The organism is Flavobacterium laiguense (assembly GCF_003097655.1).
Taxonomy (GTDB): Bacteria; Bacteroidota; Bacteroidia; order Flavobacteriales; family Flavobacteriaceae; genus Flavobacterium; species Flavobacterium laiguense.
On record NZ_QCZH01000001.1, the window covers coordinates 214,249 to 228,862 of the forward strand.

At 35.1% G+C, this 14,614-nt stretch carries 11 protein-coding genes; 1 reads left to right on the top strand and 10 read right to left on the bottom strand.

Features of this window, described 5'->3' with window-relative positions:
* Window positions 1-164: 164 nt before the first annotated feature.
* Complete coding sequence (locus tag DB891_RS00960) at window positions 165-632, top strand: CYTH domain-containing protein (protein WP_116760311.1); 468 nt, start codon at window positions 165-167, stop codon at window positions 630-632.
* Between the two features lie 2 nt (window positions 633-634).
* Here the strand turns inward: DB891_RS00960 and DB891_RS00965 are convergent, their stop codons facing one another.
* The 10 genes from DB891_RS00965 to DB891_RS01010 all read right to left on the bottom strand — a co-directional run bounded on the left by DB891_RS00965 (window position 635) and on the right by DB891_RS01010 (window position 14,442).
* Window positions 635-1,129 (bottom strand): septal ring lytic transglycosylase RlpA family protein, encoded by a 495-nt coding sequence (locus DB891_RS00965; protein WP_116759674.1) that lies wholly within the window; start codon window positions 1,127-1,129, stop codon window positions 635-637.
* Window positions 1,130-1,210: 81 nt separating this feature from the next.
* Window positions 1,211-1,633, bottom strand: coding sequence for a hypothetical protein (locus DB891_RS00970; protein ID WP_116760313.1), 423 nt, complete (start codon window positions 1,631-1,633; stop codon window positions 1,211-1,213).
* A 198-nt stretch (window positions 1,634-1,831) separates the two neighbouring features.
* Entirely contained in the window at window positions 1,832-2,866 is a 1,035-nt protein-coding gene (locus DB891_RS00975; RefSeq protein ID WP_116759676.1) for a fasciclin domain-containing protein, read from the bottom strand.
* Between the two features lie 52 nt (window positions 2,867-2,918).
* Window positions 2,919-6,269, bottom strand: a complete 3,351-nt coding sequence (locus DB891_RS00980; RefSeq protein ID WP_116759678.1) for a TonB-dependent receptor — start codon at window positions 6,267-6,269, stop codon at window positions 2,919-2,921.
* 302 nt (window positions 6,270-6,571) lie between these two features.
* Window positions 6,572-8,215, bottom strand: a complete 1,644-nt coding sequence (gene pgi, locus DB891_RS00985; RefSeq protein ID WP_116759680.1) for a glucose-6-phosphate isomerase — start codon at window positions 8,213-8,215, stop codon at window positions 6,572-6,574.
* A 434-nt stretch (window positions 8,216-8,649) separates the two neighbouring features.
* Entirely contained in the window at window positions 8,650-9,870 is a 1,221-nt protein-coding gene (locus DB891_RS00990) for a M23 family metallopeptidase (RefSeq protein WP_116759682.1), read from the bottom strand.
* A 24-nt stretch (window positions 9,871-9,894) separates the two neighbouring features.
* Window positions 9,895-10,827, bottom strand: coding sequence for a tryptophan 2,3-dioxygenase family protein (locus DB891_RS00995; RefSeq protein WP_116759684.1), 933 nt, complete (start codon window positions 10,825-10,827; stop codon window positions 9,895-9,897).
* Window positions 10,824-11,597: a DUF3108 domain-containing protein gene (locus DB891_RS01000; protein ID WP_116759686.1), complete on the bottom strand. Its 774-nt coding sequence runs from the start codon at window positions 11,595-11,597 to the stop codon at window positions 10,824-10,826. Before DB891_RS01000 ends, DB891_RS00995 begins: the two co-directional genes overlap by 4 nt.
* Window positions 11,598-11,879: 282 nt before the next feature.
* The gene (gene hppD, locus DB891_RS01005; RefSeq protein WP_116759688.1) at window positions 11,880-13,040 is read right to left on the bottom strand and encodes a 4-hydroxyphenylpyruvate dioxygenase; all 1,161 of its coding nucleotides are present in this window, start codon (window positions 13,038-13,040) and stop codon (window positions 11,880-11,882) included.
* Window positions 13,041-13,284: 244 nt separating this feature from the next.
* Entirely contained in the window at window positions 13,285-14,442 is a 1,158-nt protein-coding gene (locus DB891_RS01010) for a homogentisate 1,2-dioxygenase (RefSeq protein ID WP_116759690.1), read from the bottom strand.
* Window positions 14,443-14,614 lie beyond the last annotated feature (172 nt).

The following is a 14,614-nucleotide window of genomic DNA, read 5'->3' on the forward strand; positions in this document are numbered from 1 at the left end:
AGAAACAGTACTTGGAACTGTTAAAAATAAATGAATATCTTTGATGCAACTACTAGCCCAGTCCCGATAGCTATCGGGAGAAACGGCATCCTTTTTCTTTTTCCTTTAAAAAGAAAAAGATATAGTGCACAGCTGGATAAAGCTCCTTAAAAAAATTCATGAAAATGATAGAAATAGAAAGAAAATTTTTAGTTACTTCGGATGCATACAAGAAAGAAGCATTTACTCAAAACCGAATAAAACAAGGCTATTTGAGCGCAGTTCCCGAAAGAACTGTAAGAGTACGCATAAAAGGAAATACCGGTTTTTTGACTATAAAAGGCATCTCAAATGAATCGGGTATGTCCCGTTTTGAATGGGAAAAAGAAATCCCCATCGATGAAGCTGAAAAATTATTGCTTTTGTGTGAAACTGGCGTAATTGACAAAACCCGTTTTGAGGTCAAAACAGCCAAACACATCGTAGAAATAGATGAGTTTTACGGCGACAATGAAGGCTTAATTATGGCTGAAATTGAACTTCAATCAGAAACGGAATCTTTTGAAAAACCTATTTGGCTAGGCGAAGAAGTTACCAATGACAAACGCTATTACAATTCCTATTTGAGCAACAATCCTTTTAAAAGTTGGTGATTTTATTTGCGTAATTCCTCTATTTTTACAATTACCGCGCCACTACTTTTGTTAGAAGTAATATCCATAAAAGCTTTTTTACTTAAATCAATTTCTCTCCCTCTAGCAAAAGGACCTCTGTCTATTACCTCTACAATAACTGACTTTCCGTTGGCTTCATTCGTGATTCTGAGTTTGGTTCCAAAAGGGAATTTTCTATGGGCTGCGGTTAATTTTTTATTGTCAAATCGCTTGCCGCTTGCCGTTCTTTTGCCATTAAACTTGTCGTGGTAATAGGAGGCGTGGGCATTTTTTTTGAAGAATACAAACTTTCCTGTTTCAACAATCACAGTATCTGGGGCAACTGCAACTGGTTCAACTTCTTTCTCGACAATTTTATTTGTTTTTTTTACAGTGTCTTTATTTATGGAAAATTTTTTGCTGTTTATAATAGAACTTTGACTGCTTACCAAACCAATATTGGCCAGTAAAAATAACAGCGTGATTATTTTTTTCATTTATAGTTTATTAGGTGAAACTTTGAATTGCAAAAAAATTATGGGTAAAAAAAAGTCCTGAAAAGTACTTTTAAATATGGGTTAAAACCACAATGACCAAGGAATTCTGCTTAAAATCAGCACTAATCCTAAACCGTAAAATATAGAAAAGGTTTTAAATTTTGATTCGCTTGTTGTCAATTTTTTATGTTTAGACCAACCAATAGTAATCAAGGTAATAGCGATTAAATTAATTAATGGATGCTCTAATGAAGTTAAACGCAATGCTTTATCGGACATTTGTCCCAAAGAGTCCAATCCTAGCGGAGACACAAAATACAAAATCAAACCAAACAACAATTGAACGTGTGTGCCTATCAAACCAAACAAAGCAATTTTTCGATCTTTGGCGGTAAATTCTTTTTTGGAAGACATTCCAATTATCGCATTAACAGCAGCAATAACAAGAACTAATAACGCAACATAAGCCCAACCGGAGTGAAATTTTTGTAAAATAGTGTACATAAATAAGTTTTTAATTTGAACAAATATAAGCAAAAAAGTCATAAAAAAACCTGACCAAGAATCAAATGGCAAGAAAAAAAATTGCTTTTTGACACCATCAGTTAAATTCAATTTGTAAAAAAATCAATTCTAAAAAAATTAAAGTCCAAAAAAAAACCCAGAAATAATATCTGGGTTTTTGCTAAAAAAAATATTTTATTACAATGATTTCAAAACTTTATCAGTTATTTGAATTGAACCATTTGAACCTTGAATGTTAAGAACTTTTACATTAGCATTAACAGCTGGTGTAGATTTGTCAACAATTTTTAAAGTTCCTTTAGTTATCACGAATGTATAAGTAGGAAACAAAGTTGTAACTGTTATATCAACAGAAGTTGAGAAAGCAGTTGTAGAAGCTGCAACTCTATTACTTTTTTCTAAATGATAATTTAAAATTTTAGTAATATCAGCATCTGTTTTACCTACTAAATAACCACCAGTAGCTAAAGCAGTAGCAAATGCATCATTATTTGGAGCATAAACGCTAACAGGAGCAGCTCCAGTAGCAGCATTCAAAGTAGCCAACACACTAGCTTGAGGAGTACTTTTAACCAATCCTAACAAAGAAGTCAAACTTGGATTTGCAGCAATTTGATTTACGATTGTTGGCAATAGTAAAACGGCATCAACAACATGCATAATTCCATTACTTGCATCAATATCCGCAGTAGTAATTTTAGCTCCACCATTTACAGCACCACCGTTAACTAAAACATCTGTTGCAGGTTTGTTAATAAACATACTCAAGTTTGCTCCAGAAGTAGAAGTTGCACTAGTTTTCAAAAACCCAAAAGTTTTAGAATAACCCGTTGCCAATAAATCAGATGTTCTTGTTCCTAGTCCTAATACATGATTTTGTAATCGTAATTTTAAATCGGCAATTGCAGTAGCATCTGCAGGAACTAAAGGATTCAAAGCATTTATAGCTGCACTAGTATACCCAGCAGCCGTAAAAGCAGCATTAGTAGGTGCGAATACGGTATATGAACCTGGATTACCTAAAGTTATATCTAAACCTGTTTTCTTCAAAGCATCCACGAAAATGCTAAAATTAGCTGGGTCAGCTTTTGCTATTTCAACTATAGAAGGAAGTTTCACTACATCTTTAGTTTCATCATTGGTACAAGAAAATGTCATTAATGCAACTGCTAAAACAGAAACAAAATATAGGATTTGATTTTTAATTTTCATAATTAATTATTTTATGTTTATAAAGTATTTGTCTAGTTTTTAAAAATATTTTTTATTTCCCGAAAGTATATCTTAGGGTAAATTGAGCTTGCCAAACATCAGACACAGAAGCATTTTTCTGGAACGTATCTTTAGCTAAGAATCTTTTCCCTTCATTATCCGTTTGCAAAGCCATTGTATAAAAAGGCGTGAAATTATTAGCAGCACTTGGCGCTTGTGCGACAGCCAAAATATTTGATCCAGCACGTTGTGAAATACCCCAATCTCTATTCAAGAAATTTGTAAAGTTCAAGATATCCGCTCTAAACTGGAAACTGTTTCTTTTACCAGCAATATTCACGTAGAAATCTTGTGTAATTGACAAATCAACTCTATGCAACATTGGCAAAACATTTGAATTTCTCTCCACATACTGCCCTCTTCTTTTAGACAAATAAGGATCTTGGTCTATAAATTTATCAAAAGCCTCTTGTTGTTGCGCTTCGGTATAAAGAACCTGTGTAGAACCTCCCAAATTTTGAGAAATTGGGCTAAATCTAAGATCCGTTGCTTTTTCCGGCACAAAAAGCAAATCATTATTTGTAACTAAATCGCCATTCAAATCTCCTCCGTAAAAATAGGAGAATGGGCCCGATTGTTCTCCGATATATCCTAAGTTTATAGTTGTTGCCCCTCCATACTTGGTACCATAATCTATTTTGTATCCTATAATACCAACATATCGGTTAGGCGTATTATTATTAGACAGACTTAACTCTTGATCATTATTACCATTAACAGACTTCGTTCCAGTTGCCCAGGAACCTGAGGCAGTTGATCCTGGTGACATCAAATCATAAGCAGCAGAATGCGTATAAGCAAACGATCCCCATAACCCTCTGCTATATGGATATTCTAATTTAACTGTAGTAGAGTAAAAATATCCTTGGTTGGTGTTTGTAAGTACAATAGCATTAGAAACATTGTTATTAATACGAACTCCATTATCAGTACCTGCAAATAAAGGTCTGTTGTCTGGACCATTAATAGTCCCAACTGGATTGGCTAAATTCGCATTATAATATCCCACTTCATTGATGTTTTTACTAAATATCCCTTCAATAGTTCCTACGAAACCAAATGGTAATTTTTGATCAACAGCAACTGTAGTTTTCCAAACTTGTGGAAATTTATAGTTTTTATCTGTAAAAGCCAAATCAAAAGTAGAAGGCAATGTTGGTGTAGCTGGTGTAAAATACTGAGCTGGATTAGCTGTGAAACCATATCCACCAGCACCAACTGAAGCGTTGTTAGCATCAACAAAACCAGTTAATACTCCATTATTCCCGATTGCATTTGATAAATACACATAAGGTGGTCTACCTGTAAAAATACCTGTCCCCCCTCTTACTAATGTTTTTGAATCTCCCGTTAGATCCAAATTGAAACCAACTCTTGGTTCAAATAAATATTGAGTATCCGGCATTTCGCCTGTATTAAATTTTTCACCATTAGCGAAAGTCATTGACGTTACAGCTGGATTTTCAATAGCGGTATTTTTAAAGAAAACAGTTGTAGCTCTTAAACCAAAAATAACTTTAAACTGATCGTTTACTTTAAAGTCATCTTGTAAGTAAACATCAATTTTATTAGACTCTAATACTTGCCATGGATCTGCGGCACCAGGTAAAGCAGAATATCTAAATTGCGTTCTAACCGGCAAATTCGTTTTTGATGGAGCTCCACCCAAAGCTATAGATTCATCCGCAGCTTTATAAAATTCATCTAAAGAGTTAAAAATAAAAACTCCATTTGAACCAGAGTAGAATAAATTCTCAGATTTGAAATGCTCATAGTTTGCCCCAAATAATAAAGTATGTTTACCTAAATACTTAGTAACATTATTTGTAAAATGCAAAGTAGAATAATTCAATTTATTTCCTTGCGTAAAAGGGTCCAATCCTACAGAGATAAAATTCGTATTTCCTGTAGAAAACCCTGTTCCTGGCGCAGGAATTGGTTGTCCATTTTTAATATCTATAGTTGGAAACAATCCTCCACCTTGAAGTGACCTGTCCTCTATTTGCACATCATATCCTGCAATGAAATTATTACTCCATGATTCAGATAACTTAGAGTCCAATTGCACAACAATAGATCTCGTATTGTCTTCAATAACATATCCACTGTTTTTATACGACATTGAATTTACATTCCCTGTTCTATTTCCAAATCCTAAAGAACTTGAATTTGAAATACCTTGATCAGAAGAAGAGTCACTATGTACATAACGAACCGAGAATTTATGGTCGTCATTGATATTCCAATCTACTTTCCCAAGAAACTTTTTAGACTCCTTCTTAGAATCATAGTTTTCCCATGGCCCAGTAGTATAATTGAATTTATCCTGCATAAAAGTAGAAAGGGCTTGCATTTGGTCATATGTTGGAGCCGAAACCTGGGCACTTCCATTTGGTGAATTGGTAGATGTCCAATTCGATGCTGGACTTGTATTCTCTATAGTTTCAAAATTACCAAAAAAGAATAATTTGTCTTTTATAATTGGAGCACCAATTCTAGCTCCCCAAATTGTTTCATCAAATTTTGCTGGTACAATTCTAACTTCACCCGCTTTTGTTCCAACGAAACTTTCTTTATTACTTCTGAAAGAATTATATACTGATCCTTCCACTTCATTTGTTCCGCTTCGAGTAACACCATTAATTCCTGATCCTGTAAACCCAGTTTGACGAACGTCAAAAGGAGCAATATTTACTTGCAATTGCTCAATCGCATCAAGTGAAATTGCCGTAGAACCTGTTCTTCCTCCCGCTGAGGCATCACTACCAAGACCAAAACCATTATTAAAAACCGAACCGTCAATAGTAAAGTTGTTTAATCTTGAATCTTGACCTCCAAAGGTACCGCCACTTCCTGCATTGGCATTGTATTTTGTAATTGCATTTATTGATCGAGCCCCAATAACTGGTACAGCATTAATTTGTCTATTTGAAAACTGTTGAGACGCTCCTGTTTTTCCTTTTGAAAAAGCCCCGTTTGATCCCGACTTAGTAATAACAACTTCTTTTAGCTGACTTGTTTCATCTTCAAAAAACACATTTACAGTTACAGTACTTCCTAATGGAGCATTAATTTCTGTAGTTTCACTGGTTCTAAAGCCGATAAAAGAAACCTTAACAGTATAAGGACCTCCTGGTCTTATTGCCTGTATAGAGTATCCTCCTGTATAATTTGTAATCGCATTATACTTTGTTCCCGTAGGAAGGTGAACCACATGAACCGATGCCCCTGGAATATTTGCGCCAGAACTCGACCTCACTGTTCCTGAAATCCCTGAAGTTGTTACCTGAGAATAACCGATAACCGACAGAAAAAAAATAAAAATAAAGGTGATTTTTTTCATATTATTTGTTTGGTTTTAATTTGGCAAAATTATAACATTTGAATCAATTAATGTTAAGGAAACCTTAAGGAATTGCGCTTTTTACTATTCACGCATACTAAATAAACATATTTTTATTAATTGTTTAATATTTTACACTTTTGCTTAAATTTAAACATAAACACTAAGAATATGATAATGTAAAATTCCGAAATAATTGTTTTAATTTGGATTCCTGAAAAAATTTATGCTTTTTTATCTATAAAAAAAGCCTTGATTTCACAAATCAAGGCTTTTTTTAAAGTACTAATTGCAGAAACAACCTACTTATTTTCCAAAAAATGATTCAGTAAAAATTTTGTAGAACTATCGTGGGTTGCAACTCGCTTTGTGTTGATCTCTTCCAATATAGAATTGGCCAACTGTTTCCCCAGTTCTACTCCCCATTGATCAAAACTAAAGATGTTCCAGATAATCCCTTGCACAAAAATTTTATGTTCGTACATGGCTATTAAAGATCCCAAAGATTTAGGTGTTAATTTTTGAATCAATATCGTATTGGTTGGTTTGTTCCCGCTAAACACTTTGAAAGGCAGAAGCACACTTGCTTTTTCGGCACTAAGCCCTTGTTTGTCAAACTCTGCCTGAACTTGCTCTTGAGATTTACCATTCATCAAGGCTTCGGTTTGAGCAAAAAAGTTAGACATCAATTTATCATGATGATCTTCATCTCCGTATAATGGTTTTACAAATCCAATAAAATCAGAAGGTATCAATTTGGTCCCTTGGTGGATTAATTGAAAAAAGGCGTGTTGGGCATTCGTACCTGGCTCTCCCCAAATAATAGTTCCCGTTTCGTAATTTACTGGTTTCCCATCACGACCTACACTTTTACCATTACTCTCCATCGTTCCTTGTTGCAAGTACGGAGCCAGTTTTTGCAAATATTGTGTATATGGAATCAAAGCTTCACTTTCGGCACCAAAGAAATTATTGTACCAAACACTCAATAAGGCAAGTGTTACCGGGATATTATTATTGAAGTCGGCGGTTTTAAAATGCTCATCCATTTCATTGGCACCACTTAACAAGTCATTGAAATTATCAAAACCAACGGCAAGACTTATAGAAAGACCCACAGCACTCCATAAAGAGAAACGTCCTCCAACCCAATCCCACATTGGAAAAACATTATCTGGATTGATCCCAAATTCGGTTACTTTTTGAATATTAGTGGATACCGCCACAAAATGTTTCGCTACATCTTCTTGTTTTGCCGATTTCAAGAACCAAGCTTTAATCGTTTCCGAATTTGTTAAAGTTTCTTGAGTGGTAAAGGTTTTAGAAACGATCACAAATAAGGTAGTCTCTGGATTTAGTTTTTTGATAATTTCATTTACGTGATCTCCATCAACATTCGATGCAAAATGTACATTCAAATGATTTTTATAAAACTGTAAAGCCTCAACTGCCATCACAGGACCTAAATCTGAACCGCCAATACCTATATTTACAACATCGGTAAATGGTTTTCCGGTATATCCTGTTCTTTGTCCTGAAGTTACTTCGCTTGTAAACGATTTAACTTTGTTTTTTACGGCATATACTTCCGGCATTACATTAACACCATCTACATTGATTACTGCAGATTCATTTGCACGCAAAGCGGTATGCAAAACGGCTCTATTCTCTGTTTGATTGATAATCGCCCCACCAAAGTAATCGGATATAGCATCTTTCAAACCTGTTTCGTTTGCCAACTCAAGTAACAAATCAATGGTTTCCTGATTGATTCTGTTTTTGGAATAATCAACCAAAAAGTCATCCCATTTCAAATGAAATTTTTCGGTTCTTGAAGTATCGGCTTGAAACATCGCTGTCATCGAAGCCTTCTGCATTTCGGTATAGTGTGCCTGAAGTTTTTTCCAAGCAGCTGTTTCGGTTGGGTTTATTGTGTTTAAAGCCATTTAATTTTAGTTTTTTAAATTGCCCAAATTTACTGAAATAAGTTTGAATGGACTAAAATCAGTTTATTATATAACAATTTAATATCAAATCACAGAAATAAATCGCTATGTTCAAAAATAAAGAAGATTAAATTTTAACCATATAAGAAATATAAGAACATTTAAGCTAGGATACAAAAAACAATAACTTATATGACCTTAACCTGCTGGGGGTAATTCTGTTTAAATAAAAAATAAACCACATAGATACATAGATTTATAACTAATAATTAAAGAATGAATAGAAATAGCACTATTTTTCACATAGATTGTCTATGTGAAAAGTAAAACATCTATCAAACTCTTTTCAAAAACTATAAATTCTATGTCTCTATGTGGTAAAAAAACAATTACACCCAACGGGTGACCTTATATTTCTTATATGGTAACCCTTTTTATAAATTAGAAACGCTATCCAATTCAAATTTCAAAGGCTCAATATGTTTCAAAAATCGTTCTTTGTTTTTTCCGCTCATTGGTTCCCCATTGGGGAGTTTCAATCGCAAAGCATCTACTTGGACACCATTTTTCCAGAATCGATAGCACACATGTGGCCCACTTGCCAATCCTGTACTTCCCACCAATCCTATGGTTTGCCCTTGATTCACATGTTGTCCACGTCTTACCAGTATTCGGGACATGTGCAAATATTGAGTAGAATAAGTCTTATTGTGTTTTACTTTTACAAAGTTTCCGTTTCCTGCCGTGTAGCCTGTTTGTTCCACCGTTCCCGCAGCTGTTGTAGAAATAGGCGTTCCATAAGGCGCCGCATAATCGGTTCCTTTATGTGCTTTCCAGATTTGCTGTACGGGATGAAAACGATTTGAAGTAAAACGAGAAGAAATACGACTAAACTTTATTGGAGTTTTAAGAAAGAAATTTTTCAATGTTTTTCCTTCTTCATCATAATATTCTACTTTACCCGAACCTTGATTTTGTTCAAATGGAAAGGCATAAATGATCTTCCCTTTATATTCAAAAAAAGCCGCTTGGAGACTATCTACCCCATCGTAAATAGAATCATTAATATATCTTTCGGTAAAAGTCAAACCAAACCGATCTCCTTTTTTCAGTTTAAAGAAATCGACAGACCATGCAAATATTTTTGAAATTCTACTTGCCAATGCCCCTTCTACTTTTGCTCCTTCTAATGTTTCAGACAAAGATCCTTTTAACACGCCACCAATCGTTCTTTGCTTTAAGGTTAAAGGTTTCGTTTTCTTGTGAGCAACTGCAATAGAATCCCGCAAATCGACAACATAATAATGCAATGCATCTGGTTGATAAATAAAAACATCCAGTTTATTGGTTTTGCTTTTGGATCTAAGCAGCGTATAAGGTTTGTTTATTCTAATGGTACGCACGTCAAAAGTATCTTTTACCTGTGCAACAATATCAAAGATTTTTTTGTCTCCAATGTTTTGTTTTTGGATAATACTCCCAAAAGTATCTCCTGATTGTACGGTATCATTAACTACATTATAATCAGACAAAGTAAATCCAAAGTCACTTATTTTGGACTGTTTTTTTACTGCCACATCTCCTAGGGTATCTTCACTCCTATTACAGGACAATAAAGAAAACAATACTGCTAAAATTATAATGACTTGTTTCAAGCTACCTCTTTTATTATATCTATTTTATTTTTCGATTCCCCAGTTGGCTAATTCTTCTTCACTCCATAATTCCGGGAAGAAAATCCTCCTTTGGTATCTTGGATGCATGTATTTCTTCCAATCACTTCCGCCTGTAGCCTCTCCATCACCTTTCCCGCTATCTATATATTTTCTAGCTGCATTCAAATGCCCCATAACCCATGTAATGTTTACGGTATGGTCGTAATGACGCATAGCTTTTACCAGTTCCGGATTTTTTTGGTCTGATTCCGGTAATTGCTTGAATTTTTGCCAAAGGTTTATGGTATTGTATTCCTTCATCTGAGTTATAAATGCCGCTTTGTATTTGCGTTCAAACTCCAATAACAAATAGGATTTCTCTCCCGTTTGATGATCTTTCCCCGCTGCCTGCCAATACATGTGATCTAAGGCGTGTTCGTAAGGTGTATTTCTATCAATAGTCGCTCGAAAACGGTAATCGATAAGATTAATTAAATCTGTCGAGGCTATCTCTATCATCCTGTATTGTGCGCTCTGAAAACCACTTGCTGGAGTAAGTGTATTTCTAAATTTCATGTATTGCTCTACTTCCATTCCGTCACCCATGATATCAAACGATGTGGTAAGCATATCAAAATAACGACTCACCCTCATTAGCCTTTCGGTAAAAAAATCGGTAGTCAGGGATTCGGCATACGAGATTTGACGCATCTCCCATAGTATCATCTTGAAAAGCAATTCATTGACTTGGTGGTACATGATAAAAACCATTTCATCAGGTAGCGTTGTTCTTTGAATTTGCAAATTCAATAAAGCATCCGTTTGAATGTAGTCCCAATACGTTATTGGTTTAGACCAAAGCAACCCTTCAAGATGAGTCTCCGTTTTTTGGTTTATGGCTTGGTATTTTTGATCAATTTCTTCTAAAATTGATGCTGTAGTATCGTTTATTGTCATTTTAATTTTAATTTAAACGGATGTTGCAATCCTTTATACTCTTCCAAATCAGCCTTTAGAGACCCTACCAAAAGACTTGCTTTTATTCGAATGGGTATCTTATTATAGTCATCTGAAATCCAAATCGTTAAACTTTCTTTCTCTTTAAATATACGCCCAGATTGTACCAAAGGCTTAAAAATCATTGTAGAAACAATGCCAAATTTAGTTGTAATATCTTCTCTTCCTATGAATTTTAACTTAAATTTTGTAGTCTCATTGTCAAAAAACATATCAATAATAACAGATTCTCCAGATTTTATTTTATTGATGTTGGGATAATTCCTTAAATAGTAAAAAGATGATAAAATATCCTGTGTGTTTTTAGAAAAGCCAAACGTTTTTTCGGTTTTATGCTTATAATCTTTTACGGTGATTTTATTCGCTTTTTGATCAAAGAATCCTTCTTGATTTTTGGTATATCCACCTTCATTTATCTTTCGAACAAATCGATAGGGATTTCTGGTGTTCTTATCAATATAACTTTCATACAGATCTTCGACTTTAAAGAAGAATTTGGTCATTCCTGTAGAATAGCCTTTTCCAACAACATGATAAACGGATTGGTCGTTTAGAGTAGCGTCTTTAACTTCGATTGTGGCGTAACCCGCAATTAGCATTCCGTAATGCACTTTAAACTTTAGAAATTCACCAATGGAATAAGCCTCTTCTTTTTGTGTGTCAAAACCCAAGATTACCACCAATATCAAGAAAATTGCAATTTTTTTCATTGGTCAGGATTCATTTAAATTAAAATGACCTCAAATGTATTAAAACAAAAAAACTCAGTCAAATTAATGACTGAGTTTTTATGCTATTAACTAACCAAAAAACTATAAATTATGAAAATTTATATGAAACTAAGAAGGAAACCACCCCTCCCTAATTTGCGAGTGCAAAGGTATTGTATAAATCAAGGTTTTTTTAGTGAAAATTCGAGTTTAACACAACATCTGCAGCTTTAAGGGTTAATTAACTATTATTTTTTTTGATAATGTAAAAATAATCAAATTTTACAGCGTTCCTCGCAATTGCTGTTCGCGCTCTATTGACTCAAAAAGGGCTTTGAAGTTCCCTGCGCCAAAACCTTTGGCTCCCATCCTTTGAATAATCTCAAAAAACAGAGTAGGTCTATCTTGAACCGGTTTTGTGAAAATTTGCAATAAATAACCGTCTTCATCGGCATCGACCATAATGGCTAGTTTTTCTATTTCGGCCAAATCCTCTTTCATCATTTCCATGTGTACACCCAATCTTTCCGGAATAGCTTCGTAATAGGCGTGTGGCGGTGCCGATAAAAACTCAACTCCTCTTGCTTTTAATTGCGAAACTGTTTTTATGATATCATCGGTAGCGATGGCGATGTGCTGAATTCCAGGCCCACCGTAAAAATCCAAGTATTCTTCGATTTGTGATTTTTTCTTTCCTTCGGCTGGTTCGTTGATTGGGAACTTAATTCTTCCGTTTCCGTTTGACATTACTTTACTCATCAAAGCTGAATATTCAGTATTGATTTGTTTGTCATCAAAAGAAAGGAAATTTACAAATCCCATAACGTCTTCATAGAATTTCACCCAAGTATTCATTTCGTTCCAACCCACATTTCCAACCATGTGGTCGATGTATTTTAGACCTGTTGGTTCTGGATTGTAATCGGATTTCCATTCTTTGTATCCTGGCAAGAAAACACCATTGTAATTTTTCCTTTCCACAAAAATATGAACGGTTTCTCCATAGGTATAGATTCCAGAACGTACCACCTCACCAAACTCATCTTTCTCAACCGTAGGCTCCATAAAAGAACGGGCACCACGTTTCATGGTTTCTTCGTAAGCACTTCTTGCATCTTCTACCCAAAGAGCGGCTACTTTTACTCCGTCTCCATGCTTTTTCAAATGATCGTGAAGAGGTGAATCTTGCGTTAAAGGAGTGGTTAAAACAATTCGAATTTTGTCTTGTTTCAATACATAAGACGTTCTGTCTTTTACCCCAGTTTCCAGTCCGGCATACGCCAATGATTGATAACCGAAAGCCGTTTTATAATAATGTGCCGATTGTTTTGCGTTACCTACGTAGAATTCGACATAATCGGTTCCTAAAAGCGGAAGGAAATCTTGCGCTCCTTCGAATATTTTTTCTAATCCGTATTCTACTGATTTTACTTCTTTTGCCATTGTGTTTATTTTTTATGATTCGGGATTTTTATGATTTCCGAAAATGTTGTTGATTATTCTAAAGCCCTAGCCCTGATGGAAACGGCATCCTTTTTCTTTTTCCTTTAAAAAGAAAAAGATACAGTGTACAGCAGGAATAGCTCCTAATTATTTTGATGAATATGAGATAATTTTAATTGATATGCTAAACGTGATATACTAAGTGAGATTACTTCTTCCGATAGCTATCGGAACTCGCAATGACTTACTCTACCCAAGATTTATAATACTGTCCATCGTCTATTCCCATAGCTTCTTCGGTCACCATAAGAGGCCTAAAAGTATCGACCATTACGGCTAATTCCCCCGTTTCTTTGTGCCCGATGCTACGCTCCATGGCCCCTGGGGCTGGACCGTGTGGAATTCCTTTGGGGTGTAACGTAATATGTCCTTGCTCGATATTGTTACGGCTCATAAAGTCGCCATCTACATAATACAACACTTCGTCACTATCTATATTACTATGATTGTAGGGCGCCGGAATAGCTTTTGGATGGTAATCATATAGTCTTGGCACGAAAGAACAAATTACGAAAGTGCTTGTTTCGAATGTTTGATGAATAGGTGGCGGCAAATGCACACGTCCGGTAATAGGCTCAAAGTTGTGAATGCTGAAACCGTACGGAAAATTGTAACCGTCCCAACCCACTACGTCAAAAGGATGCGTAGCATAAACCACTTCATGCATCATGCCTTCCTTTTTCATTTTGATCACGAAATCCCCTTTTTCGTCGTGAGATTCCAATTCGTTTGGCAAAATAAAATCACGTTCACAAAAAGGCGAATGCTCTAGGTGCTGACCTGACTCATTTTTATAGCGTTTTGGCGTATAAAAAGGCGCATAGGATTCTACATAAAACAAGCGATTTTCCTCGGTGTCAAACTCGATTTGATAAATGATTCCGCGTGGTATAATCAAATAATCGCCATACTCGAAAGGAATATTTCCCAACATGGTGCGGAGTTTTCCTTTTCCTTTGTGGATGAAAATCATTTCATCGGCATCGGCATTTTTATAGAAATAAGTCGTCAGTGATTTTCTGGGCGCTGCCAGTCCGATGATACAATCTTTATTGACCAACATAGCCTTACGACTGTCCAAGAAATCGTCTTCAGGTTTCAATTCGAAGCCTTTCAACAATAATGATTTGATGTTTTTTCCAATAGCGATTTTAGGCTCAACCGAATAGGATTTTAGAATTTCTTTGACCTGTGTAGGTCTATTAATGTGATACGACAACGAAGAATGCCCGTTAAAACCCTCTGTTCCAAAGAGTTGCTCGTAATACAACCCTCCATCAGGTTTTTCGAATTGGATGTGTCTTTTTTGAGGAAAATCCCCTAGTTTGTGATATATTGGCATGACTTTTAAAATTAGATTTTGAACAATTAGCAACAACCCTAACGTATTTTATCTTTTTTTGTGAGAGATAAAATATAGAAAATTAATACTCTGCACTCTATTTTAAGAAAAGTGCAACAATCCCAGTATCAGTTTCAATGGTTAATGCTCTACTTGATTAATTAACACAATT

Bases quoted from the DNA above. Each gene is read 5' to 3' on its own strand.
- DB891_RS00960 (WP_116760311.1), top strand. From the start codon at position 165: ATGATAGAAATAGAAAGAAAATTTTTAGTTACTTCGGATGCATACAAG.
- hppD (WP_116759688.1), bottom strand. From the start codon at position 13,040: ATGGCAAAAGAAGTAAAATCAGTAGAATACGGATTAGAAAAAATATTC.
- DB891_RS01000 (WP_116759686.1), bottom strand. From the start codon at position 11,597: ATGAAAAAAATTGCAATTTTCTTGATATTGGTGGTAATCTTGGGTTTT.
- pgi (WP_116759680.1), bottom strand. From the start codon at position 8,215: ATGGCTTTAAACACAATAAACCCAACCGAAACAGCTGCTTGGAAAAAA.
- DB891_RS00980 (WP_116759678.1), bottom strand. From the start codon at position 6,269: ATGAAAAAAATCACCTTTATTTTTATTTTTTTTCTGTCGGTTATCGGT.
- DB891_RS00970 (WP_116760313.1), bottom strand. From the start codon at position 1,633: ATGTACACTATTTTACAAAAATTTCACTCCGGTTGGGCTTATGTTGCG.
- DB891_RS01010 (WP_116759690.1), bottom strand. From the start codon at position 14,442: ATGCCAATATATCACAAACTAGGGGATTTTCCTCAAAAAAGACACATC.
- DB891_RS00995 (WP_116759684.1), bottom strand. From the start codon at position 10,827: ATGACAATAAACGATACTACAGCATCAATTTTAGAAGAAATTGATCAA.
- DB891_RS00965 (WP_116759674.1), bottom strand. From the start codon at position 1,129: ATGAAAAAAATAATCACGCTGTTATTTTTACTGGCCAATATTGGTTTG.
- DB891_RS00975 (WP_116759676.1), bottom strand. From the start codon at position 2,866: ATGAAAATTAAAAATCAAATCCTATATTTTGTTTCTGTTTTAGCAGTT.